This is a genomic window from Syntrophales bacterium (assembly GCA_023228425.1).
Classification (GTDB): Bacteria; Desulfobacterota; Syntrophia; order Syntrophales; family UBA2210; genus MLS-D.
This window is the reverse complement of the sequence record JALOBE010000014.1, coordinates 25,532-50,556: the sequence shown is the minus strand read 5'-3', so window position 1 is coordinate 50,556 and position 25,025 is coordinate 25,532. Positions and strand designations below refer to the sequence as shown.

The following is a 25,025-nucleotide window of genomic DNA, read 5'->3' as shown; positions in this document are numbered from 1 at the left end:
ATAGGAAACAAAGTCGCCACGCTCAACCATCGTGATCCGGAGTGACGGGTCTCTCCGCCTGGCCTCGGCAGCGACGGAAGGACCGGCGGCGCCTCCTCCCACGATAACGACGGATTCGTTCATGGATTCCTCCTGTACTCTGTGTGGACCTCTTGACGGCGGCGGCAGCGGACTCGCGCTTTTATACTCTCTAGCATCACCGGACGGGCAATTGCAAATATTAATCCGGGATTCTTTTATCTTGCCCCCTCGGCCGCCATGACGTACCATCCCGGTACGATCAACTGTCTTCTTCGCAACGGAAGGAAACCATGCCTGACCAGCAGCGCTCGTCCCGTCTCATACTCACATCTACGGAACGGCTCGCCAGAAGCCTTCAGAGGGCCTCCCGCGACGCTTTTCTCAAGGGCGGCGCACGTGGATGGGAACGGCCGGACATTATCAGTCTCAACGCCTGGCTCGACCGGGAATGGGCCGATTCGTGGCCGGAACGGGCGCCCGCTCCGGATCTGCTGCGCCTGGCCCTTTGGAAGCAGGTTGTGGACGAATTCCCTCCACCGGCCCCTCTCGAAGGCAGACCGTCCCTGTACCAGTCCCTGGACGAGACCTGCCGCATCCTGATCCGCCACAGGATAGACACCGGGAAGGGACTCCCCTCCACCGGCCTTGTGGAATGGCGCAGATCGGTCTGCAGTCTGTTTCTCGCGCGTCTGGCCGAAAACGGCCTCTTCCATCCGGCCGAAACGGTGCTTCACGTGCGAAAGGCCATTGAAGAGGGCTCCATCAGCCCTCCCGAGAACTGCTCCATCATGGGATTCGAGTCTCCCGCACCCGTTGAAGAAGATCTCTTCGATCTCATGGGCAGGGCATCCCGGACAGTCCGCGATCTTCTGACAAACCCCGTCCGGGGTTCGCTCCGGGCCCTGTCGCTTCCTACTCGGGAACAGGAAATCACCTGCCTGTGCCGTTGCCTCGCCGAAGACGCCCGCACCGTCCCCCTTCACCGGATCGGCGTCATCGTTCCCGAACTGGAACACTACGGCCGCGAACTCGCCACGAACCTGGAAGAGGTTCTCGGCAGGGCAGCCTCGCCGAGGGAAAGCTGGTTCAACATCACCCTTGGAGACCGGCTTTCACATCTGCCCCTCTTCAGAGCGGCCCTGCTCCCGCTCAGGATGTTCCTCGAAGGGGAAAGCCGGAGCCTCCTGCTCAGTCTGATCCTCTCTCCCTACTATCGATGCTGGCAGTCGTCCAGGGCAACGGTCGCCCGTGCCGACCGGATCTGGCGGGCCAACGGCGTGACGGGCGGTCTGAAGAAACTTCGCCGTTCCCTGAGGGGAGCCGCGAGGGACCTCGAAAGCCTCGTTTTCAACGAATCAGCCCAGGTACTGCATTCCCTCGAAACACACCTCGAGGAAGGGCGGGCCCCTCTTTCCTCCTGGATTGGGACGATCAGCGACTGCTGGGACGTTCTCGGCTTTCCCGTCATGGCCGATGAGACGGACCGGCTCGCCTGGCGGCACCTGAGAGAACTGACCGGTGATTTTCTCAACCACATGGGGGACACGACGCTCACGGGCGGCGAGTTTCTCGACTGGCTGACCCACCAGGCCTCCCTTCAAAGGACCCAGCCCGAACGCGCGGAAGACGCCGGAATCCAGATCATGGGCATGATCGAGGCCCGAGGACTTACCTTCGACAGACTCTACCTGCTGGACGCAAATGACCGTTCCCTCCCCCGACCGGTCCGTCCCCTGCCCTTCCTCGACAGTGCCGAACGGGCCATGGTCCAGGGCGGAACCACCCGGAGCCAGTTCGACTTCGCAGACATCGCCATCAACAGGATTCTTCATTCCGCCCTTTCCATCGTCTTTATGAGGGCTGAACAGGAGGACACGGTCCCTCTCACCCCGTCCCCCTTCTGGCCCCGGAACGAGGAACGGACCTCGATCAACATCTGGACAAACCCCGATCCCGCCTGGCTTCGGGCATCGTGGCTGAAAGCGGCCTGGGAGGGTCTGTCATCGGCTGAAACCGATGATGGAGGGCCACCCATCGGAACCGATACACTGCCTTTCCACCACCCGGCATTCCCGGAAAAGCATTCCCGGGGCCTCTCGTCGTCACGCCTGAAGACCGTCCTCACCTGCCCTTTTCTGTTTCTTGTCGAGATACTCCTGGCTATCGAACCGCTCGAGGATGTAACGACGCCTCCTTCTCCGCAGGAACGGGGCAGAAGAATCCACGACATACTCGCGTCCTTCACGGCGAAGCTCCGGGAACAGGCCGTAGATCCCGTCGAAAACCGGGAACAGGCATGGGATCTGCTTTCCCGGTGCGTGGACGCAGAATTCATCGGGCTTGAAGACCATCCCGCCTGGGGCCTTGAAAAGAAACGACTCCTCGGCTCTCCGGAATCGGACGTTTCGGGCGTGCTCGCATCCTGGCTGGAAGCCGAAAGGACCCACCGTGGCGAGGGCTGGCTCTGCCGCGCCGAGGAGAAGAGCTTCCAGGGTCTTGTGATCGATGATTGCCCCTTCCCGCTCAACGGCAGGATCGACCGCGTCGATTACCATGAAACAGAGGGATGGTCCTGCTACGACTACAAGACCGGCAGGATTCCGACGCGAGCGGACATCTGCCGGCACTTCACGGAACCCCAGCTCGCCGTTTACCTCCTGGCACTCCGTGATCGCGTCATACCCGACCTGGCAGGCGGCGATGAAAGGCTCTCACTGCACGGAGGCGGGTATATCCAGGTCAAATCGGCCGGTGACATCCGGTACCAGGTGATTCATGAAATCGCGGAGTCTCTGGCATCCTGGGAGGCCATAGTCGCCGATGCGGGCAGGCTCATCGCCGAAGGACGGTTTAACCCCGATCCCTGGCCTCTTGTGCCGGAAGAAACAAACAAGACGGAGCCCTGCCGGGATTGTTCCGTCCGAATGATATGCAGCCGGGGTCTCCTGCGGGAACTTTCACGGGACGATGAAGAAGAAACGGACAACGATCGGGAGGGACGCCGTGACGACTGACCCGGCCGACGCGCCGGCCCGGCGCGACACGCTCGATACAAGCCGCTCCTTCCACGTGGAATCACCCGCGGGATCGGGAAAGACAATGCTCCTGACAACACGGTTCGTGAAACTCCTGGCGCAGGTAGACCATCCCGCCGAAATCCTCGCCCTTACCTTCACGGAAAAGGCGGCCCGGGAGATGAGAACCCGCATCGCCGACGCCCTGCAGGGAGCCATGGACCCCGGGCCGCTGCGAGAAGGCTCTCCCCCCGGACCGGCTGAGGAGGAACTGTTCCGCGCCGCCGTGAAGGCCCTGCATCATCACAAAGACCGTCTGCGGCCCGCGTCTTTGTCAGGCGACCTGAACATCATGACCTTCCACGGATTCTGTCATTACCTGGCATCCCGGGCTCCGCTCGAGGCAGGCGTCAATCCCGGCTTCAGCATCATCGACGATTCCAGTCAATCGCTCCTGGCGGCTGAATCGGTCCACCGGTCCATCGATCGTCTGTTCACCCTTTCCTCCGATGACCCACGCAGACGGGCCCTGGAAAACCGCATCCTCTACCACGATAACAACCGGCGCGCCCTGACGGATGAACTGGTCGATGTGATCAGAAGGAGAGACCGTTTCGCCGACCTGGTGACAATAATCAGCGCGTCCGGAGGATCAGACCTGTCACGTTTCAGGGAATCACTAGAAAACAGGGTCCGTTTCTATGTGGAAAGTCGCCTCAGTGAACTGGCCGCAGGCTGCCTTCGGGCACCCCTGGGACGAGACTGGAAGAGGCTCAGGGCCCATCTTTCCGAAGCGGGGGCCCAAGTGGCCGAATGCCTGCCGGAGGAACTGCCCGGCGCCGACTGGGAGGAACTGCCCGCCTGGAAGCGCCTGGCGGACTGTTTTCTCACCAAGTCGGGAACTCCCCTGAAAACACCCGGCCCGGCCAGGGGTTTTTATTCAGGGTTTGTCAAATCAGAGTTGGGGACACTGATACGGGACATGCCGTCCTCGCTGTCCCGGCTGCTTCACGACACCCGGGGGTATCCCGGACACGACGAGCCCGCCGTCGATATAAAAACGCTCGCCGACCTGGTCATTCTTTGTGCCGCGATAATAAGCGACTACGAGACCTTTTGCAAAAACCGGTCCAGGACCGATTTTACAGGATTGGAGTACTGCGCCCTCCGTGTTCTCGACACGACAGACCCTTCCGACCTGGCTCTCTTCCTCGATCATCGCCTTCGTCACATCCTCATCGATGAATTTCAGGACACAAGCCGCCTGCAGTGGGAACTTCTGAAACGCCTGATTGACGGCTGGGAAGACGGCGGTGATAAAACGGTCTTCATCGTGGGAGATCCGAAACAGTCCATTTACGGATTCCGAAACGCGGAAGTGAATCTTTTCTATGACGCGAAGGGGGGCATTCCCCGCTCGGGCTCAAGACCTCTCGCCCTGTCGAGCCGCCTCCTTGAAACCAACTTCAGATCCCGCCCGGAACTTGTCGAATGGGTGAACCAGGTTTTCGGAACCACCGTCATGAAGGACCCCGACACCGAGGCGGACGAAGTACCCTTCAGCCCTTCCATCGCCGGAAGAAGCAGCCCGGAAGGCGGTTCCGTTCCCCTTTCACTGGCCCTGTTCGCGGGTCCCGGCGGCGCTTCGTCCGCCCGGGCGGATGAAGCGGCCTGGCTGGCGGCAACAGCAAAACAACTGGTGGCTGAAACCGGCGGCCGCGCGTCGGTGGGAGTACTTCTCTTTACCCGGACCCACCTCCGGACCTATCTGCAGGCCTTCAGTGACTACGGCGTTCCCCTGCAGGTCCAGGAGGGACTCTATCTCGCCGACCGTCCTGAAACGGGGCACCTGCTCCAGACGGCCCGCGCCCTGGCCCGCCCTCATGACGACTGTGCCTGGGCCTCACTGCTTCGATCCCCCTGGTCCTGGTTCGATGTCTCCACACTGGCGGAAGCGGCCCTGTCACCGGAAATACCATGGATCGAGAAGCTACGGGCACTGGGTCGCCGCCGTCCCGAGACGGAAGGGCTTCTTAATGCCCTTGAAGCGGCCTTGAAAAGAATCGGCAGAGACCCCCTCGGACGGGTAGTGCGTACCTTCTGGGAAGATCTGGACGGACCCCGCCGGACAGCCGCCCGTTACGGCATGGGCGGGGTGGCCAACTGTGTTCGTCTCTGCGGTATTCTCGACGACATGGATGAAGGTTCGCCCCAGGAAACACTGGAGCGTTTCGAAGCGTTGCTTGAAACCTTCTATGAACCCGTGGATCCCACAACGGCCCGGTCGCCCATCCACATGATGACCATCCACCGGGCTAAGGGCCTTGAATTCGACATGGTCCTGCTCCCCTTCATGGACTGGAACCCTTTGTCGGGAGGCATCTCGGGTCCGCCTCCCTACCTGGTGGAACGGCTTCCCGGCAAAAAGGAGGAACACCTCATCGCCACAGGCCGGGACCGCAGGAAACCCGATCCGGATCCTCTCTATCGCATCCTGTCCCGCCTCGAAAGACATCGAAAGACGGGAGAGGCAAAGCGGCTCTTCTACGTGGCGGCTACCCGGGCACGCTCCCGCCTGATCATGAGCGGTATCACGGGCCTGAAACAGGGCAATCCCGTTACCCCCCGAATGAGCCCCCTCTCCTGGGTGTGGACTCATCATGGCGGACAGGAGGGGCTGATGCCGGAATGGCCCGGGAGACCACCCGCTGTGAATGCCGGAATCGCTTTCGAAATCAATCCGGCTCCTCCCGAAATGCCCGACGAGAATTCCCCCGTGGCTCTTTTTGCCGATCAGATGCCGGCGGTTCCGGACATTCAGCCGGAACACCGGACCCTGTCCGTGAAGACACCCTCGGCGGGAAACCTCGACACCGATGCGGGCCCGGACACGGCGCGAGCCTCACGGGAAGAGGACCTGTACTCCATACCGGCAATCCGGGGGATGCTGATCCATCGGCTTCTCCGACGAGGTCTGGAAGGAAAGGGGCTTCCCGGCGAAGGCGCGGTAACGGACGCGCTGGTTCGGGAAGGCGTGCCCCGTGAGGAAGCGTTCCTCCTGACTCCGGGCATACTTGAGGAAACACGGGCAACTCTCGATTCTCCATTCATTGCCACCCTTCTTGAAAAGGCCGTCGGACCGGTCAGAACGGAATGGAAACTGGAAAGCGCCCTGTCACCATCGTCCCTGCTCTCGGGGTCCATTGACCTCGCTCTCTTCGACGGAACATGCTGGTGGATCATCGACTTCAAGACGGGAACACCCGGGACGGAACAGGACATGAACCTGTTCTTTGCGATCGAGGAAGAACGGTACCGCAGCCAGATCGGTGCCTACCGGCGGCTTCTGAAGTGTTTTATCGAACCGGAATCGACTCCTGTCCGGGCGGGTATTTTTTTCACTGCCCCGGGAGTGTGGAGAGAGTTATGCGATTGACATTACAGTAAACAATATTATATTAAGTGAAATTTTGTTTGTGGCTTATCAACACAATCCAATCATTCGTGTTGAAGAACCCTGTTGTCAATAGTCCCGAACGGGCGGAAAGGGTGTGAGCGGTGACCAGCTTGTACCGATGCAAGAAAACAAACGCCTTTATTGTTGAAAAGTGCGAGGACACGACCTGCGATTGGTGGCTCAAGACCGACACCTTCTGTAACTGCACGTGGGTTGCCTGTAATTATGGCCCCTTCACGCTGGAAGAGGTGGGCGAGATGATGGGCGTCACCCGGGAGAGAATCCGGCAGATTGAAGCGAAGGCCTTGAAAAAACTTCAGCACAAGAAGCGAAAGGACCAGCTTCTGGACTTCGCGAGTCAGTTCTACGAAGACTGACGGCTTCGAAAAAAAGGTTACCGGAGGCATGACCTCATGCATTATAACCGGATACCGCGTTGAGCCCCTCCCTCCGTCACCGCGGCGCACCCTGAAGTACCCCCATTCCTCGGGATATGCGCGCCGTACCCGCGATACGTGTATCGAAGCCGTCCCGCACTGGACGTCTTCGATTTTCTACGAGTTCCTCACGACTGATTCTGCTTTTTTTTCTTCGCCGCGAGTTCCTCGAGAAATCTCTGCATCTGCTCTCTGCTCTCCTTGAGATTGTAAAGCAACGCAGATATCTCGACCTCATGTTCCAGTGCCGTTTTTTTGTCCAGACGATGAACGATGTCCGAGAGTTTCTTCACGGCTTCAATGGCCCGCTCAGGCCGCTGGGCCAGTTCACGTGCCATGGCCCTGGCTTCCTCCATGAACATTTCCGGCGGGAGAACCTTGTTCACCAGACCGATGCGGTGGGCCTCCTTCGCCCCCATCGGCTCTCCCAGCATGGTGATTTCCTTTGCCTTGGCCGCCCCGACGAATCGGGACAGGGGATCGAAGAGCGGGTTCAGGCCGAACTTTAATTCGGGATGGCCGAAGATGGCCGTTTCCGACGCGATGATCATATCGCAGACCGTGGCGAGGTTGAACCCTCCCCCCAGGGCGATGCCCCCGACGGCGGCTATGACGGGCCGCTTGAAGGTGTAGATTTTCTGCAGGTACTTGACGGTAAAGAGAATGTAATTGTCGTTGTTGCCGTCGTTATCAGGACGGGGCGCGATTTCCTTGAGATCCATACCCGCCGAGAACACGTAGTCACCGCCGGTGACTATGACGGCCCGTACCGTGTTGTCATCTTCCATCCTGGTGAAGCAATCGATCAGCTCCAGCTGCATCTCACGCGACAGCGCGTTCAACTCCCTCGGACGGTTCAGAGTAACCGTGGCAAACCCGTCCTCGCGGGAAACTATAATGGTATTGTAGTTTGAGTACATGTTACGCGTAATCCACCATTTCTTTTAATTTTTTCCCTGGCTTGAACAAGAGGGTCCGTCGCTCCGGAATGAAGACGGATTCCCCGGTCCTGGGATTGCGACCCACTCTCGGTTTCCTGGTTTTTACGGAAAAGACTCCGAAGCCCCGGATTTCGATCCTGTCACCCTCAATCAGGGCGTCCCGTATAGAATCAAAAAGAATATCCACCGCAATCGCCAGGTCTCCCGGCTTGTAGTCAGGCAATCGATCCCGCAGACTTTCGACCAGTTGCTGTTTTGTCATGAATCAGTATCCGAGCCGGTAATCTTCCCGGTAAACGTAGCTGATACCGGTACCGCCGTTGACCATAATATCTGAAACGCCTGACGCCAGTTCCCTGATGAGATATCGGAGCAGCGTTTCACGCTTTTTCTTGTAAACAACGAGGGGTTCACCATCGATGCCGGCCAGGGACGCGGCGACGGCTATGGCGTCTTCCAGCCCGCCCAGTTGATCGACCAGGCCTTCTTCCAGGGCCTGCCGTCCCGTGAAAATCATGGACTCTCCGATTTTCAGGATATTTTCACGGGGGATGGACCGGTTCGCCTGGACGGCCTCCACGAACTGCTCGTGAATATCGTCCACCACGGCCTGGAGAATGCTCAATTCCTCATCAGTAATGTCCCGCAGAGGTGAACCCGTGTCTTTATAGGAGCCGCTCTTGATGACCTGGGTCCGCAGCCCCACCTTATCGAGCAGTTCCCGGAGCTGGGGGAATTGCATGAGAACACCGATGCTGCCCGTAATGGTACCCGGGTTGGCCATGATATGCTCGGTCGCCGAGGCGACATAGTATCCGCCCGAAGCGGCCACGGTCCCCATGGATGCCACGACCTTCTTGCTTTTCCTGACCTTCAGTATCTTCTCGTATATTTCCTGTGATGGAACGACACCGCCGCCGGGCGAGTTGACTCTGATGACGATGGCCCGTATGTCCCGGGATTTTCCATATTCATCGAGTTGCTCCACAACGTCCCGGGAATCGGTTATCATGCCCTCCACTTCGATGACGGCGACCTTCGGCCGGCCCGAGTGTCCGTCGCGTTCACCGGTGAAGAGAAGAACGGCCTGCGCGACCAGAAAAAACAGCAGGCCCATTACCGCAAGCAGCAACAGGCCGAATAGAATGGGATGTTTTCTCATAGGCTGACTGAACTGACGGGTATCCCGACGCAACCTCGCACCTGCAGTGGATGTTACATTTTTATGTTCGCCAGCAAGTCACCGAGATTTGAGACGACCTTTTCGTTGTTGTTTACATACTGGCGCTGGGCTGACGGTTCAGCTGACTGCTCGTAATCCTTGATGCTCAGCCCGACCTTCTGGTTTTCCATATCGATACTTTTGATGATCGCCGTCACCGTTTCTCCGAGGCTCAAGACGTCTTTTGCCGTCTTGACACGATTTTTGCTCAATTCCGATATGTGTACCAGGCCTTCGATACCTTCCTCGATTTCGACGAAAACCCCGAAATCGGTAACATTGGTGACAACTCCCGTCACGGTACCGCCGATTCCGTATTTCTCCTTCAGCTGCTCCCAGGGGTTTGGTTCGAGCTGCTTGATGCCCAGCGAAAATTTGCCGTTATCCACATCGATGTTGAGTACCGTGGCCTCGATTTCCTGACCCTTCCGGTAGAGCTCCGAGGGGTGTTTCACGCGTTTTTTCCAGGTCAGATCCGAAATATGCACCAGGCCGTCGATTTCGTCATCTATGCCGACAAAAATGCCGAAGTCGGCGACATTCTTTATTTTACCTTTAATAATGCTTCCTTCGGGATACTGCTCTTTTATGAGTTCCCATGGATTGGGCATGGTCTGCTTGAGGCCCAGGGATATCCGCTTGTTTTCAGGGTCCACATCGAGCACCTGCACGTTGACCGTATCACCTACGGATACTACCTTCGAGGGGTGACGGATCTTTTTGGTCCAGAACATTTCGGACACATGCACCAGGCCTTCCACGCCGGGCGCCACTTCCACGAAGCTTCCGTAGTCCATGATGCTGACGACCTTGCCTTCAATGACAGCGCCCACGGGATACTGTTCAACGATGCTGTCCCAAGGATTCTCCGTCAGCTGCTTCAAACCCAGGGATACCCGTTCCCGTTCGGGATCGAAGCTCAGAACCTTTACCCGGATCGCATCGCCCCGGGCATAGTTTTCCGAAGGGTGCCGAATTCGTCCCCAGGACATGTCCGTGATGTGAAGAAGACCGTCGATTCCTCCCAGATCCACGAAGAGACCGTAGTCTGTGATGTTCTTCACGATACCGTCAAGCACCAGGCCTTCTCTGAGCATCTCCAGGACCTTCTTCTTCTGCTCTTCCTGTTCCTGCTCGAGGATGGTTTTACGTGAAAGCACGACATTGTTTCTTTTTCTGTCGTACTTGAGAACCTCGAATTCCATTTTTTCGCCTATGTATCGATCGAGATCCCTCACAGGGCGGATATCCACCTGAGACCCCGGAAGAAATGCCGAGACGCACTTCACGTCGACGGTGAGGCCCCCCTTCACCTTCCTTACGATAATTCCCTCCACACAGGTCTTGTTGGCGTGAGCCTCGACGATGTCATCCCATATCTTGGCCCGTACCGCCTTCTCCCGGGAAAGAATCAGGTCCTCTTCGGTCTTTCGATCCACCACCACATCTATCTCATCACCAACGGCACAGGTTATGGCATCGTCCTCACCCTTGAATTCGGCGACACTGACCCGTCCCTCGGTTTTGTATCCCACGTCAAGCATGATGAATTCGCCGGTTATTTCCACGACCCGGCCGGTCACCATTTTCCCGATTGTCACATCCTGCAGGCTCTGTTCAAAGAGCTCGTCAAAGGTCATCGCCTCTGCCTGCCCGGACGCGTTTCCGGTGTCACCGTTCATTACCGCGCTTTCTTCCTGTTCACTCATCTGTCCGGCTGTTTTGTTGTCATCGTTAACCATGTACCTCATACCCCCTGGGCGTATTGTGTAACTCTCTGTTAAAAAAATAATTCGTACCACAGCAGAATTGAAATATCAAGCAGTTTGGCAATTCACCGGCCCCCCGGCGTACCTTTCGAAACCGACCGGATTTTAAAAATTTCCACCACGGCTTCAATGACATCGTCTATGCTCATGCCGGTCGTATCCAGAACAAGGGCGTCGTCCGACGGCCTGAGCGGCGCCAGATCACGGTTTCGGTCCTGTTCATCCCGGACCAGGATATCGTCATGGATGCGGTCATAGTCGGGATCATGGCCTCTTTCACACAGTTCCAGCCAGCGGCGCCGTGCCCGCTCACGGGGAGCGGCTTCAAGGAATATCTTTATTTCGGCATCGGGAAAGACAACGGTACCCATATCACGCCCCTCGGCAATAACGCCGCCATTCCTGCCGGCCTCTCTCTGGAGCGGCAGCAGGGCTTCTCGAACCCGGGGAAGTCGTGAAATTCTCGAGGCGGCCATGGCGACCTCCTCCGTGCGAATCATGCTGTCGACGGGCTCTTCTCCGACCATGAGAACCATCGTCCCCCCTCCGTCGGGCATGACAACCCCGATGTCCCTGCACACCAGGGCGAGGCCCTCCTCATCGTCAAGAGACAGGCCCGACCGGGCCGCCTGCCAGGCCACCGCCCGATACAGGGCACCCGTATCGAGACAGGCATAACCGGTTTTTTCGGCGAATAGCCTGCAGACCGTGCTCTTCCCCGAACCTGCCGGTCCGTCCACCACGACCACAGGCTGTCTTCCCCCCGGTCCGGCCACGGATTTGCCCCCTCATCACATTCACTTGATCGATATGAAAAAAAAAGATATTGTTTCAGAGAGCTGTCAAGAATACAACAAAAAAGAACCCGAACATGACCGCAACACGACCATGGAAACCGCTGCGGGCTCTTCTCAGCCTGTTCGTCGCGGCCTCCCTGCTTCTTGCCCTTCCCTCACCGTCACAGGCGACCTTTACCTATGACGACGAACGGCGCGTGGGCAAGGAACTCTACGACAAGATCAAAGAGGCAGGCCTTCTTCTCACGGATGATCCCCTGGTGGACTACGTCAATGAAATCGGGGAGCGCCTCATCCGGCAGGACAACCGCTACCCTCTTGACTTCACCTTTTCCGTCATACAGAGCTCCGGAATCAACGCCTTTGCCACTCCCGGAGGCTACGTCTACGTCTTTACGGGCCTCGTCAAGCTTGCTGAAAACGAGAGCCAGCTCGCGGGCGTTCTGGCCCATGAAATAGCCCACGTCAAGGCCCGCCACATAGCACAGATGGTCTCCGCGTCGAAACGGCTCGGTGTCGCATCGCTGGCGGCTGTTCTCGCCGGAGCCCTGATCGGCGGTGGTGAAGCGGCGGCGGCACTCATGGGATTGACCTCCGCGGCATCGGCAACCATGACCCTGAAATACAGCCGGGAACACGAGGAAGAAGCTGATCGCCTCGGCATGGGCTACCTCGTGGGGGCGGGGTACCTGGGCAGGTCAATGCTCGACTTCCTGAAAATCATGCAGTTCAACCAATTTTACTCGAATACCGTGCCGTCCTATTTCCTGACGCACCCCCAGACATCGGACCGCATCAGGTACCTGACTCTGCTCCTGGAGACCCGTTACAGGCAGGAGGGCGAAACGGAGATGTACGGCGGCTTCGAACGGCACAAGACGAGACTGTACCTGAAGAGGCAGAGTCCCCGGGACAACCTTCGATATTTCGCCGAACGGATTCGGCAAAACCCGCTGGATCCGGAAGCCCACTACGGCCTTGCCGTATCGGAAAGCAAGACGGGACAATACGACGCCGCTGCGCAAAGCTTCACCCGGGCACTGGAACTGAAGCCGGAGGACATTGAAATCATTCGTGATTTCGGCATCAGCTTCTTTGAGAAAGGCGATATACCCGCTGCCCTGGATCAGCTCGGCCAGGCATGGAACCGCGGCGCCCGGGACAGGGACACCCTGTTCTATCTCGGAAAAAGCTACGAAATGGAGGGAGACTATCCCGCGGCACTTGACATGTTTCGCACAATCAACGAAATAAATCCCAACGACAGCGAGATCTACTACAACCTCGCCATGATGTACGGGAAAACGGGCGAACTCGGTGAATCCCACTATTACTTCGGAAAATATTTCAAAAGTACAGGGAAAATGTCCAGCGCCCGATTTCACTTCAAAACGGCCCTCGACCAGGTTCCCCCCGAAAGTCCCCGCGCCGGGGACATACGGAAAGAAATGGATCCCGGGGAATCCTGATCCTTCAGACGCGCACGCTCGCGATCGCCGCCCCTATCGGGTCCGGCCGCGTTGAGGGCATAGACGACAAGGAAAAGGAATCGACCATGAAACTGACCGTCACAAAACAGTTCCCCGGCTCCTGCGCCACGGAAGCCATCATCGTCGGGCATTACGAGGAAAGCACCGGCCTCAGGGGGGCCGCGGGTGAGCTCGATGAAGCCGGCGGAGGCCTTCTTTCCTCGATCATCTCGGGAGGGGACTTCTCGGGAAAATTCAAAGACACAGCCCTCGTCTATACGGGAGGAGCGCTTCCGGCGAAACGGGTTCTCCTGGTCGGGCTGGGACGGGAGGAGGACCTTACCGACGAGAAGGTGCGTGTCGCCTTTGCCGGCGCGGCCCGGCGCATTCGAGACATCAAGGTGAAGGAATGTGCCCTGTCGTCCGACTTCGGCTCCGTCGGTTCCAGCCCGGAGGGGCCGATCACCGCTGTCGTCGAAGGAATGCTTCTGGGGCTCTACCGCTATACCCCCTACAAAACGAAGACCGATGATACGGACGAGATACAGTCCGTGTCCATTCTGTGCGACAGAGGACCCGGCGACCGGAAGGCAATGGCCCGTGCCGTCCGGGAGGCCCGGATACTCTGTGATGCCGTCTATCTGGCCAGGGATCTCGTATCGGCCCCGGCCAACGAGATGACGCCGGCACTGCTGGCCCGGGAAGCCCGCCGCCTCGAGGCCATCCCCTCGCTTTCCGTCAAGGTGATCGAAGCGGCGACCATGAAGCGCATGGGAATGCACGCCCTGCTCGGCGTGGGCGGAGGAAGCTGCAATCCTCCGAAACTTGTCGTCATGGAGTACCGTGGAGGAAAACCAAAGGCTCCTCCCGTGGTTATCGTGGGAAAGGGAATTACCTTCGACAGCGGCGGCCTCAGCCTCAAACCCCCGGACAGCATGGTGCAGATGAAAGATGACATGGCGGGGGCAGCCGCCGTCATGGGCACCCTCAAAGCCGTTGCCGAGCTGAAACTGCCCGTCAATGTCATCGGCCTTGTTCCCGCGGCCGAAAACCTCCCCGACGGCTGCGCCTGCAGGCCGGGAGATATTCTGCGATCCCTCTCAGGCCGGACCATCGAGATCATAAGCACCGATGCCGAGGGACGGCTCGTCCTTGCCGACGCTCTGACCTACGCGAAGCGGTTCAAACCGGCGGCTATCATCGACATCGCGACCCTGACCGGCGCCTGTGTCATCGCCCTGGGGGACAACCTGGCGGGACTGTTCAGCAACGACAAGCCCCTGAGAGACAGGCTCATGAAGGCATCGGAGCGAACGGGTGAAGCCCTCTGGGAACTTCCCCTCTGGGAAGAGTACGACGATCTGATCAAGAGCGATACGGCGGACATGAAAAACACGGGTACCCGGGCGGGAGGCGCCATCACGGCAGCCCTGTTTTTAAAAAAATTCATTGAAACGACACCCTGGGCCCATCTCGACATCGCCGGACCCGCCTTTGCCGCCAAAGAGCGGGGCTACATTCCCAAAGGAGCTTCCGGGGCGGGCGTCCGCCTGCTGGTTCAGATGCTTTGCGACTGGACATGACGGTCTGATGGCTCCGATTCTTGAAATAGAGGGACTCAAAACCCGGTTTCAAACCCGTCAAGGCACCGTCAAGGCCCTGGACGGCGTAAACCTGTCCCTTGATCGGGGAGAAACCCTGGGCGTCGTGGGAGAGTCGGGAAGCGGCAAGACGGTTCTCGCCCTCTCCATCATGCGCCTCGTGCCACAGCCGCAGGGAACAATCGTCGCCGGGCGGATTCTTTTCAAGGGGAAAAACCTGCTGGATCTTTCCGAGAAGGACATGCGCAATCTCCGGGGCAAGGACCTGTCGATGATTTTCCAGGAGCCCATGAACTCTCTCAATCCCGTCATACGGATCGGCGAGCAGATCGCCGAGTCCGTCCATCTTCACCGGAACATCTCCCGATCGGAAGCCATGGATCACGCCCTGGAGATGCTGAAACTGGTGGGCATGCCCTCACCTGAAGCCCGCCTCAAAAATTATCCCCACCAGATGAGCGGGGGCATGCGGCAACGGGTGATGATCGCCATGGCCCTGTCCTGCAACCCGTCACTCATGCTTGCCGACGAACCCACAACCGCGCTCGATGTGACCATTCAGGCCCAGATACTCGATCTGATCGACCGCCTGAAGTCGGAGTCAGGGTCCTCGGTGATCCTGATCACCCATGACCTGGGCGTCATTGCCGAGGCGGCCCGGAACGCCGCCGTGATGTACGCCGGGAAAATAGTCGAATACGCCCCGGTGGAAGAATTGTTCAGCAATCCTCTCCACCCCTACACGTCGGGACTGATGGAATCGATGCCCCGGACAGAGATCCTGTCGAAACGGCGGGGACCACTGAAGGCCATTCCCGGAACGGTTCCCAATCTCGTGGACCTGCCCCCCGGGTGCAGTTTCCAGGACCGGTGTTCCTTCACCATGAGCATCTGCCGGGAGCAAGAACCACAGCCGTTCCTGAAAGGGCCCGGGCATCAGGTCCGGTGCTGGAAATACAATTAAGCCGAAATAACCATGAAGCATCACTTGAATAACAATACCGCATCTTTAAAGAACAACAGCGTGTTTTCCATGGACCCGACAGCGGCTGAGGTGCTGGTGGACATGGTGAACATCAAGAAATACTTTCCCATCAGCGGCGGCTTCCTGTCACGCCGGCAGGGAACCGTCAAGGCCCTGGACGGTGTAACGCTTCAGATCATGCGGGGTGAAACCCTGGGCCTCGTCGGTGAAAGCGGCTGCGGCAAGACAACCCTGGGGCGGATTCTGGCGCGTCTTGAAACACCCACGAGCGGTGTCATGCGTTTCGACGGACAGGACATTATGAACCTGTCCGGAAGCGGCCTTAAAGGTTTCAGAAAACGGGTCCAACTGATATTCCAGGATCCCTACTCATCCCTCAACCCACGCATGAGTGCCGGCGCTACCGTGGGGGAAGCCCTTGGAATTCATGGGATCGTCGCGGGGAACGAACGAAAGCGACGCGTTGCGGAACTCATGAAAACGGTGGGTCTCACGGAAGAACAGATGGGCCGTTACCCCCACGAGTTCAGCGGCGGCCAGCGACAGAGGATCGGCATTGCCCGGGCGATCTCGGTCAATCCCGACCTCATTATCGCCGATGAACCCGTTTCGGCCCTGGACGTATCCATCCAGGCCCAGATACTCAACCTCCTCACGGGTCTTCAGGATGAGTTCGACCTGACCTACCTCTTCATCAGCCATGACCTGGGCGTTGTAGGACACGTGAGCGACAGGATAGCCGTCATGTACCTGGGCAAGATCGTCGAGACGGCCCGGAGAGACCAACTGTTCCAGGACCCCCGCCATCCCTATACGAAGGCGCTCCTTGCCGCGGTCCCCATACCCGATCCCCGACGCGTGCAACAGCGCCGACCGCTGGGTGGAGACATCCCCAGCCCCATGAACCCGCCGCCGGGATGCGCCTTCCATCCCCGCTGTCCGGTTGCCCTCGACATCTGCTCCCGGATCATTCCGGAACTGACGGAACGCGTTCAGGGGCACCGGGTCGCCTGTCACAGGGAATCGTGACACTCCGGGAAATCTCAAAAAACACTTGACGGGGGACTCACAAAAGAATATGAAGTGAGACCAATTTCAAGAACGAACCACAAGCGCCCGTAGCTCAGCTGGATAGAGTGGCAGACTTCGAATCTGTTGGTCGTAGGTTCGAATCCTACCGGGCGTACCAGACACGAAACCGTGACACGTTTTAACATACAGGGCTGCTAGCTCAGCAGGTAGAGCAACTGACTCTTAATCAGTAGGTTCGGGGTTCGAGCCCCCGGCAGCCCACCATAAAACCAAGGCCTTACGTCACTGCTGGATGTAAGGCCTTTTTCATTATCCGGTTCATGTAAGCACTGTGTAAGCAATTCGCTACAAAAGAGGTGGCAACGGCCCCTTCCTCAAAACCACAGCCAATCCTGCCTCCAGGCATAGAATCCCGGAACAAACCCCGCTCCTTCAGGGGCATAGGTCAGACTGCCCACGATAAGGGGCCATCATTGCCCCGAAACGGCCGCAGGGATGCCTTTCCAGACACTATCTCCTTCGGGGTGGGGGGTAGGTATGCCTTGGAGAATTGAGGGCTTGGAAAGGGCTCTATATGGCGGTTTTGAGGCAAGGTGTCGGTGATTGCCATCCCATGGCCAAACATTCCCGATATATTCTCATGCCAGTAACATCTCTGGGGCAGCTCAACTTTTTGCTATGGACCGCGCCGGGATGACTCGCATAGCACTGCGATCAATCGGCAGCTTCAGCTGCCTTTCACCATTTTCAAAATTAAAGTAGCTGGAGGCATCATCAATTGTATCATATGCCCAAACCATTGCAGAGGACAGCCGAATCAACTTCAGCAAAAAGACCAGAGATCCTTCCTCGTCGATCCATTTGCGATTCATTTTTCCGTACAAATCCGCCAGTTCATCCAGCTTGGATATTCGCCAGTTCGTATAGCCACTCCCTTGATATTTGTCACAATATATCGTTGCATCATAACAATCGATGTCGCTGCCATTATCATTGGCTGCCCACATCAGGGTTGCTTTTACGTCCAGAACCGTACCGTCATCAAAAGCAAGAAATAAATCATCACCACTCATTGCCATATTCGTCACGGCTAACAACTTTTCTCCCATAGCCGCGACCCACTCCTCGCCCGTAGCCGTGATTAACGTGATTAACTTATCTCCAATAGCCTCTTCAACTCGGGCCTTTAACTCTTCCCACTCTTTCTCATTGATTCTGGCTTCCTCCTGTACCCTCTGAATCTGTATCCGTTTTGCCTCCTCATGCCTCAGATCATCAACACGAAGGCCTATGTATCTCACCTTTGCTTTCTCTTCATCGCCTTCACTCTCGAAATACGCCCTAGCCCAGGTTCCCTTCTTCGTCTGACCCGTCTCCAGTTCAGTACAGGCTATTTCATAGAATTCGTTTTTCTTTTTCTTGTCCATTGGCCGATCCTCCCTGACAGAAAGAATGGTCGTTTCCGGTTTCTTGCTTGCCTGTTCTTTCGGTCTTGATGGCATCGGTTCATCCCCGCGTATGCGGGGAACATTGCCACGGTTTCACATAGACCTCCAGAGTAATCGGTTCATCCCCGCGTATGCGGGGAACATCGAGCGACGAGGTGTCGGGCTCGCTCAGGGCGCGGTTCATCCCCGCGTATGCGGGGAACATAGTCGAGATGAATATCGCCCAGCCCTGGTTTTCGGTTCATCCCCGCGTATGCGGGGAACATGCGATCACCAGGCCGAGGAAGGTTGCCAGCATCGGTTCATCCCCGCGTATGCGGGGAACATCTTTCTTCCCATGCGACCCGGCGCTCTTGCCCCGGTTCATCCCCGCGTATGCGGGGAACATCCCCGGTGCGCCAACTGCGAAGGCAAGGCCACGCGGTTCATCCCCGCGTATGCGGGGAACATTGCGGTCGCGGCGCCATGCTGCCGACAGTGGACGGTTCATCCCCGCGTATGCGGGGAACATATCTATCAACCCATGTATGCCGGCGTCCGGGCCGGTTCATCCCCGCGTATGCGGGGAACATGCCCCCAATAGATATATCGACGACAAAGGGATCGGTTCATCCCCGCGTATGCGGGGAACATGATACGTCCACCGGGCGTGTGGTCGATAGCGCCGGTTCATCCCCGCGTATGCGGGGAACATTAAATGCTGCCTGTGCGATAGCAGATCATTGTCGGTTCATCCCCGCGTATGCGGGGAACATGCTCAAAATGGCCCGCCGCACAAGCCGCTTGCCGGTTCATCCCCGCGTATGCGGGGAACATTCGGCAATGACCGGACTACTGGGATTGCTGGCCGGTTCATCCCCGCGTATGCGGGGAACATGGAATCCTCGGTGTCAGTTTGGTAAGTCCCGGCGGTTCATCCCCGCGTATGCGGGGAACATGAACTGGCAGGGAAATATCGGTTTTCCGTGGACGGTTCATCCCCGCGTATGCGGGGAACATATTTATCCCTTCCCTTTGAGCAGCATTTTCATCGGTTCATCCCCGCGTATGCGGGGAACATTGTTCAATCGATGAACAGACTACGGCGACCACCGGTTCATCCCCGCGTATGCGGGGAACATGTTCGTCGAGTGTCTTTTCAGTGGCGGGGAGTTGGTTCATCCCCGCGTATGCGGGGAACATTCGAACTGGACGGAAAATCGGAGCGGGTAGCGCGGTTCATCCCCGCGTATGCGGGGAACATAAGGCTCGGGTCGTGTTCAACCAGCATCCGGTCGGTTCATCCCCGCGTATGCGGGGAACATAACAGCGGCAATTGTGCGGACCCCTTTCGGACCGGTTCATCCCCGCGTATGCGGGGAACATATAATAGATCGCACCCGAGCAATCATAGCCGCCGGTTCATCCCCGCGTATGCGGGGAACATGCCCGGTCATGCAGATACGGGTTCTGCTATCACGGTTCATCCCCGCGTATGCGGGGAACATGCCCGGTCATGCAGATACGGGTTCTGCTATCACGGTTCATCCCCGCGTATGCGGGGAACATCGCAGAAAAGCCCGGGCGTATTTTTCGACGGCCGGTTCATCCCCGCGTATGCGGGGAACATACAAGCAATGCTTCCATGCCAGTTTCCTCGTGCGGTTCATCCCCGCGTATGCGGGGAACATCTGAGCAACGTCATATCGACGCCCCATATCGACGGTTCATCCCCGCGTATGCGGGGAACATGCACTGCGCACCGGGGACAAGGGTTAATGTGCCGGTTCATCCCCGCGTATGCGGGGAACATGTGTTTGTGCAAGTTGCGGGGCAAAGGAAAAGCGGTTCATCCCCGCGTATGCGGGGAACATGCGCCGATCAGGACATGCGGGACACCATTGGACGGTTCATCCCCGCGTATGCGGGGAACATAAAAACGATCTCAACAATCTTTTGACGGCGTGCGGTTCATCCCCGCGTATGCGGGGAACATAGGGGCTTCACCTATACCCTGGAAGGCCGGACCGGTTCATCCCCGCGTATGCGGGGAACATCCGAGCAGTTCGTTGAGGCGAAAGCCCACCTCCGGTTCATCCCCGCGTATGCGGGGAACATTCAACGGTATGCCTGCCCATATACGCCCACCACGGTTCATCCCCGCGTATGCGGGGAACATGCCCCCGGCCCTCACCCATCCCGCCAATGGTGCGGTTCATCCCCGCGTATGCGGGGAACATCATTCACAGAGCGGATCAACGCTGAGCTTCCACGGTTCATCCCCGCGTATGCGGGGAACATCGGCCGATCTGGCCGAGTATATATCCGCGGAACGGTTCATCCCCGCGTATGCGGGGAACATGGCATTCAATAAAAAAGCCCCCGCAATGGGGGCGGTTCATCCCCGCGTATGCGGGGAACATCAGTGCCGGGTGGCGGGTGACTATGAGATTAACGGTTCATCCCCGCGTATGCGGGGAACATCAATCCTGATCGGGCCGATATAGAACATGCCGCGGTTCATCCCCGCGTATGCGGGGAACATTTCACATGCTCATAGGATGGCTGTTTCTTCACCGGTTCATCCCCGCGTATGCGGGGAACATTCGGCGCACTGCGCGCCGGGGACAAGGGTGATCGGTTCATCCCCGCGTATGCGGGGAACATTACCATGCCGTCGGGCAACTGGTTGTATATTTCGGTTCATCCCCGCGTATGCGGGGAACATGCCGGATTCCATCCATACTTTACACTGGTTTACGGTTCATCCCCGCGTATGCGGGGAACATATCGAATCGGCGGCGCAGGGTCCGCCGGGAAGCGGTTCATCCCCGCGTATGCGGGGAACATAGCGAGGTAGGCTGCATGTTCCTTCGGGTGCTCGGTTCATCCCCGCGTATGCGGGGAACATACCACGTCCGCCACCGTTACCCTGCCTCTGGCCGGTTCATCCCCGCGTATGCGGGGAACATATCCCGCGGCAAAGGAAATTGACTGGCGCGACTGGTTCATCCCCGCGTATGCGGGGAACATAACGCTTCCGCTATCTCCTTCTGCTCGGCCATCGGTTCATCCCCGCGTATGCGGGGAACATCACTGCAACCTCACCATAGCACATCCCACCGCCGGTTCATCCCCGCGTATGCGGGGAACATAGACGAGCCATGAGCAAAGCGTCCATGAAAGACGGTTCATCCCCGCGTATGCGGGGAACATCCCATCAGCAGCCAACCTTACAAGAATTCCCCTGGTTCATCCCCGCGTATGCGGGGAACATGATCCGTCGGCGGACTCCCTGATCGTTGTTTTCGGTTCATCCCCGCGTATGCGGGGAACATGGTGTTTTTTTACGCCGCGAGTGCCAGCACCGCGGTTCATCCCCGCGTATGCGGGGAACATCGTCGGCGCAGGCATTAGCGGCTACCCCTGGCCGGTTCATCCCCGCGTATGCGGGGAACATCTTGACATCGTTAGGCACGTCTGTTGGTTTGTCGGTTCATCCCCGCGTATGCGGGGAACATTGTGTGCTGTTCAGGATGTGCTCGCTGAGGGCCGGTTCATCCCCGCGTATGCGGGGAACATCCAAGGTACATGGGCCAGCGGACAGCTAGAGACGGTTCATCCCCGCGTATGCGGGGAACATTGTGTCTGTGCAGTGACCGGAGCCTTCGTTGGCGGTTCATCCCCGCGTATGCGGGGAACATGCAATCCCGGACCCCGCATCGAGGACGGCATTCGGTTCATCCCCGCGTATGCGGGGAACATACTTCCTCTATCTACATGATTTCCTATTCGATTTTCAAAGAGCGAAAATCTACCAAAAAATGACGGCTTTTTTCATGCTCAAGATTCGTCATCGTCCTCCGGTAAAAAGGAGACTAACTTTACCCCGTCCATCTCAACGGGTATTCGCCGGTTCATCCCTAATGTACGGAAATCATATCCCGATTCCGTGTTCGTGGTCCATGCCATGACCGCATTACCCTCACCAATCCCGACCTCTATCTGTTCCCATATCATTTCCCGGACGCGCCGGGATACTTTCCCGATGTACACGCCGGCACGCACTTCCAGTAGCCAGATCGCCAACCTTCCGCGCAACCGAGGGGGCGCGTTTTCAACCACGGTGACCACCATCGCCAATACACTCCTTGTTCGGGATTGCCATTTCTACGGCCTCTTCATGCGCCTTGGGCCGTTCCATTTCTCCCGCCATGAGCACCTCTTCGATTGTTGGAATGATTCTCCTCAGAATCTTCGATTGGCGGAAAGCATCTCTACAGGAAATCCGGACTTCACGTTCAGGATTTTGAGGTTTTCTTTTGGCTATGCGGAAAGCTACAGGAACAACAGTGTCGAACTTGAAAATGTCGGCAATGTCGTAAACAAATGATTGGGGTTTTCCTGTATGCAGAAACCCTACTGCCGGGGCATATCCCGCTGCCAGAATCGCAGCTTCACAAATACCGTATAAGCAGGCTGTTGCGGAACTCAAACAGCGATTTGGAATGTCCCCGCCCTCCCAGGTGCTGTAGTCGTAATTGCGGCCCTTCCAGGGAACACCATATTGCCGAGCCAGCAACTCATACATTTTTCTGACTCGTACACCCTCAATTCCACGCAGTTGTTGAATACTACGTCGTTCCGGCGGTTCTTCATGAAACCGCATGGCGTACATCTTCCGTACAACTTTCAGCCGCGCGGAATCGTCCAATGCCAGCTTCGCCTGATACAACAGCCTGTCCGCACGGGCGCCACCGGGCTGACCCGATGCATAGAGGCGAACACCTCCATCACCTACCCAGATCAGAAGGCATCCTACGCGGGACGCCAGTGTAACCGCTGCATGGGAAACACGGCTGCCCGGCTCAAGCATCAGGCAGGCAACACCCCCAACAGGAATGTGCGTTCGAACACCGTTTTTATCGACAACGACGAAAGCGCCATCAAGTACATCCAAGTTGCCCTTTTCTAGAAAGAGCACTGAAATGCGGTCTTTCATCGGGATCGGCTTCAGCATGGGCAGAACTAGTTCGGTCATGTACGTTTACCCTTAATTGTTTTCTTGTTATAAACTTACAGTGATCGTATTCATCTCTGGCAAAATCATCGGCTTCTTGCTTGCTAAATTTTCCGGTGGCCGGCAGTATGCGTCGCCCGATAAATATCAGAAATTCATCCGGCTTTCGCTCCCAGCCTTTCATGAATACCTGTTTGCGCTATGGATTTTGTGCATATGAATACTAATGATTGAATTGTTGGCTGAAACAGATCGGCCATTATATGTTGCCTCAGCCAGACCGTCTCATTCTCGGGAAGGACATCAGGCTTCACCTGCCCGCCTTCAGCCTGATAAAAGAGGATTTCATCTTTTACCGGAATGTCGTCTGCCATTAAATACTCTCCATTGCCTTAAGCATCCGGCAGGCGAAATTCGTATGCCGAATCGTACTCCGTCCCTACACCCGGCGCACTAACATGAGACCGCATCCGAATCCCTTGGCTGGACCGAGCCCTCTAAAGAGGCATCGATCAATAAAAACGGCAGGGTCAGTAACAGTGAGCATACCGTTGAAATCCACCGTGCTTAAACTTATGGGGGTGCTTCCTTTTCTTTTGAAGAATTTGTGTTGTCTATAGCCATCTGCCCTTATATCATTAGGTGTTATGTTGAATCCATGGGAGGCTGCACGTTCTTCCAACCATTGAAAACCTTTATTATGAACAATATCAGAAATATTGAAAATTTTGTCTTCCTTTTTCAGTTTCAATTTCTCCTCCATAATCACATCATGACGTTTTTGTTGCCCGTCGTCTTTACGCTTGGCACGGATCGGATTAGCACGCACCGTAAACCCAAGAAGCTGACCAGCCCGAAGTTTCGGCTTGTATTCCTTGGTTTGGATTTGCCATATCTTTTCCTCACCTGCGGGTTTACGTTCCGAAACAGTGTAAAGTATCAGCGTGCCATTACGCACTTCGTAACGGTAAATGAAGTCGCGCTTTCGATCTTCATGGTCGGCAAACAGTTGCCAAACAAGTTGATGAGCCTGATATCCCGTATAACTGGCAAGCGCATTAACATCACGAGGAGAAAGGCCTTTTTGCAGCGTAATCATGCTGAAATACATTACGATTCCTCCTTTTTAAAAACGCCATAGTTTTCAAGACGGTCACTAAACTGCCAGCGCTTTCTGGAACGTGGCTCGTCTCTTCGGGTAATGACGTGTTGAAGTGCAATGCCACTTGCGATATCGGTTTCCCAATAAACATTTGTAGTTGTTTTCGAATTGATATTTGACAATTCAGCTATTGGTGGCACGGTCATCAGTGCATCACGCAGTGTCTCGGCCTTGACGATCATAGGATGAAGCGGCATAGCCAATGGACATGATTTGCGGCCAAGATAGAGCGTAAAGACGGGTTTTTGCAATGCAGTTGCTATTTGTTCGACAGAATAAGGGGCGTTTTCGGCCACGGTGATGGCGACGGTATAAACTGCGTCGCATCGATAATCACGACTGGACAGAATCGTGTTAAGTGCTCCCTTCTTTGCAAGTTCGGATCGTCGTGTATCATGTGACACGCCTTTTTTGGCTGAAGGAACCTGGGTTGTGTGATAGTCGCGCATAAGCACACCCATGGCGTCAATCCTAACAGCGAATGAGCAGGTTCCTGCCAATGAATTCTGCCGTTCTTCCTCGTCGCGCCGGATACCAAGCGCCGCCGCTAACAGACCGATAATCGCCGATTTGCTCGGATGGGCGTAGCTTGGGCGGTATTCCCCAACGGCTATATCCCCCCAGGAAGCCAGCGGCCCATACAACTGAAACAGAAGGTAGTCTTTCATAAT

18 protein-coding genes, 2 tRNA genes and 1 CRISPR repeat array are annotated in these 25,025 nt (G+C 57.0%); of the genes, 9 read left to right on the top strand and 11 right to left on the bottom strand.

The window, feature by feature from the left end; translation table 11 throughout:
- The first annotated feature begins 311 nt into the window (after window positions 1-311).
- From M0Q23_06800 to M0Q23_06790, 3 genes are all read left to right on the top strand, one after another.
- Entirely contained in the window at window positions 312-3,035 is a 2,724-nt protein-coding gene (locus M0Q23_06800) for a PD-(D/E)XK nuclease family protein (protein ID MCK9528333.1), read from the top strand.
- Complete coding sequence (locus tag M0Q23_06795; protein MCK9528332.1) at window positions 3,025-6,471, top strand: UvrD-helicase domain-containing protein; 3,447 nt, start codon at window positions 3,025-3,027, stop codon at window positions 6,469-6,471. The genes M0Q23_06800 and M0Q23_06795 overlap by 11 nt, the downstream gene beginning before the upstream one ends.
- A gap of 122 nt (window positions 6,472-6,593) precedes the next feature.
- The gene (locus tag M0Q23_06790) at window positions 6,594-6,869 is read left to right on the top strand and encodes a hypothetical protein (protein MCK9528331.1); all 276 of its coding nucleotides are present in this window, start codon (window positions 6,594-6,596) and stop codon (window positions 6,867-6,869) included.
- A gap of 188 nt (window positions 6,870-7,057) precedes the next feature.
- Here the strand turns inward: M0Q23_06790 and M0Q23_06785 are convergent, their stop codons facing one another.
- The 5 genes from M0Q23_06785 to cmk form a co-directional block, all read right to left on the bottom strand.
- Window positions 7,058-7,849, bottom strand: a complete 792-nt coding sequence (locus M0Q23_06785; protein ID MCK9528330.1) for an enoyl-CoA hydratase/isomerase family protein — start codon at window positions 7,847-7,849, stop codon at window positions 7,058-7,060.
- Window position 7,850: 1 nt separating this feature from the next.
- Window positions 7,851-8,132, bottom strand: a complete 282-nt coding sequence (locus M0Q23_06780; protein ID MCK9528329.1) for an integration host factor subunit beta — start codon at window positions 8,130-8,132, stop codon at window positions 7,851-7,853.
- Window positions 8,133-8,135: 3 nt separating this feature from the next.
- On the bottom strand, window positions 8,136-9,032 hold the full coding sequence (gene sppA, locus M0Q23_06775) for a signal peptide peptidase SppA (GenBank protein ID MCK9528328.1): 897 nt from the start codon (window positions 9,030-9,032) through the stop codon (window positions 8,136-8,138).
- A 53-nt stretch (window positions 9,033-9,085) separates the two neighbouring features.
- Entirely contained in the window at window positions 9,086-10,834 is a 1,749-nt protein-coding gene (locus tag M0Q23_06770) for a 30S ribosomal protein S1 (GenBank protein ID MCK9528327.1), read from the bottom strand.
- A 92-nt stretch (window positions 10,835-10,926) separates the two neighbouring features.
- Window positions 10,927-11,637 (bottom strand): (d)CMP kinase, encoded by a 711-nt coding sequence (gene cmk, locus M0Q23_06765; protein ID MCK9528326.1) that lies wholly within the window; start codon window positions 11,635-11,637, stop codon window positions 10,927-10,929.
- 95 nt (window positions 11,638-11,732) lie between these two features.
- Here cmk and M0Q23_06760 point away from each other — a divergent pair, with 95 nt between their 5' ends.
- The 6 genes from M0Q23_06760 to M0Q23_06735 all read left to right on the top strand — a co-directional run bounded on the left by M0Q23_06760 (window position 11,733) and on the right by M0Q23_06735 (window position 17,009).
- Window positions 11,733-13,127: a M48 family metalloprotease gene (locus M0Q23_06760; GenBank protein MCK9528325.1), complete on the top strand. Its 1,395-nt coding sequence runs from the start codon at window positions 11,733-11,735 to the stop codon at window positions 13,125-13,127.
- Between the two features lie 86 nt (window positions 13,128-13,213).
- Complete coding sequence (locus M0Q23_06755; GenBank protein MCK9528324.1) at window positions 13,214-14,710, top strand: leucyl aminopeptidase; 1,497 nt, start codon at window positions 13,214-13,216, stop codon at window positions 14,708-14,710.
- Window positions 14,711-14,717: 7 nt separating this feature from the next.
- Window positions 14,718-15,692 (top strand): ABC transporter ATP-binding protein, encoded by a 975-nt coding sequence (locus M0Q23_06750; GenBank protein ID MCK9528323.1) that lies wholly within the window; start codon window positions 14,718-14,720, stop codon window positions 15,690-15,692.
- A 12-nt stretch (window positions 15,693-15,704) separates the two neighbouring features.
- Window positions 15,705-16,742, top strand: coding sequence for a dipeptide ABC transporter ATP-binding protein (locus M0Q23_06745; protein ID MCK9528322.1), 1,038 nt, complete (start codon window positions 15,705-15,707; stop codon window positions 16,740-16,742).
- Window positions 16,743-16,825: 83 nt separating this feature from the next.
- Window positions 16,826-16,902: transfer RNA gene (locus M0Q23_06740), tRNA-Arg, on the top strand.
- A gap of 31 nt (window positions 16,903-16,933) precedes the next feature.
- A tRNA-Lys gene (locus M0Q23_06735) sits at window positions 16,934-17,009 on the top strand.
- Between the two features lie 401 nt (window positions 17,010-17,410).
- On the opposite strand, the gene M0Q23_06730 is transcribed toward M0Q23_06735, so the two are convergent.
- The 6 genes from M0Q23_06730 to cas5e all read right to left on the bottom strand — a co-directional run bounded on the left by M0Q23_06730 (window position 17,411) and on the right by cas5e (window position 25,022).
- Window positions 17,411-18,172 carry a hypothetical protein gene (locus M0Q23_06730; GenBank protein ID MCK9528321.1) on the bottom strand — a complete coding sequence of 254 codons (762 nt, stop codon included), beginning with the start codon at window positions 18,170-18,172 and terminating at the stop codon, window positions 17,411-17,413.
- A 75-nt stretch (window positions 18,173-18,247) separates the two neighbouring features.
- Window positions 18,248-21,937: direct repeats of the CRISPR family, unit length 29 nt; unit sequence CGGTTCATCCCCGCGTATGCGGGGAACAT.
- 78 nt (window positions 21,938-22,015) lie between these two features.
- The gene (gene cas2e, locus M0Q23_06725; protein ID MCK9528320.1) at window positions 22,016-22,309 is read right to left on the bottom strand and encodes a type I-E CRISPR-associated endoribonuclease Cas2e; all 294 of its coding nucleotides are present in this window, start codon (window positions 22,307-22,309) and stop codon (window positions 22,016-22,018) included.
- The gene (gene cas1e / locus M0Q23_06720; GenBank protein ID MCK9528319.1) at window positions 22,290-23,213 is read right to left on the bottom strand and encodes a type I-E CRISPR-associated endonuclease Cas1e; all 924 of its coding nucleotides are present in this window, start codon (window positions 23,211-23,213) and stop codon (window positions 22,290-22,292) included. Before cas1e ends, cas2e begins: the two co-directional genes overlap by 20 nt.
- A 134-nt stretch (window positions 23,214-23,347) precedes the next feature.
- Window positions 23,348-23,566, bottom strand: coding sequence for a hypothetical protein (locus M0Q23_06715; protein ID MCK9528318.1), 219 nt, complete (start codon window positions 23,564-23,566; stop codon window positions 23,348-23,350).
- 65 nt (window positions 23,567-23,631) lie between these two features.
- Window positions 23,632-24,303 carry a type I-E CRISPR-associated protein Cas6/Cse3/CasE gene (cas6e, locus tag M0Q23_06710; GenBank protein ID MCK9528317.1) on the bottom strand — a complete coding sequence of 224 codons (672 nt, stop codon included), beginning with the start codon at window positions 24,301-24,303 and terminating at the stop codon, window positions 23,632-23,634.
- Complete coding sequence (cas5e, locus tag M0Q23_06705) at window positions 24,303-25,022, bottom strand: type I-E CRISPR-associated protein Cas5/CasD (GenBank protein ID MCK9528316.1); 720 nt, start codon at window positions 25,020-25,022, stop codon at window positions 24,303-24,305. Before cas5e ends, cas6e begins: the two co-directional genes overlap by 1 nt.
- Between the last annotated feature and the right edge of the window lie 3 nt (window positions 25,023-25,025).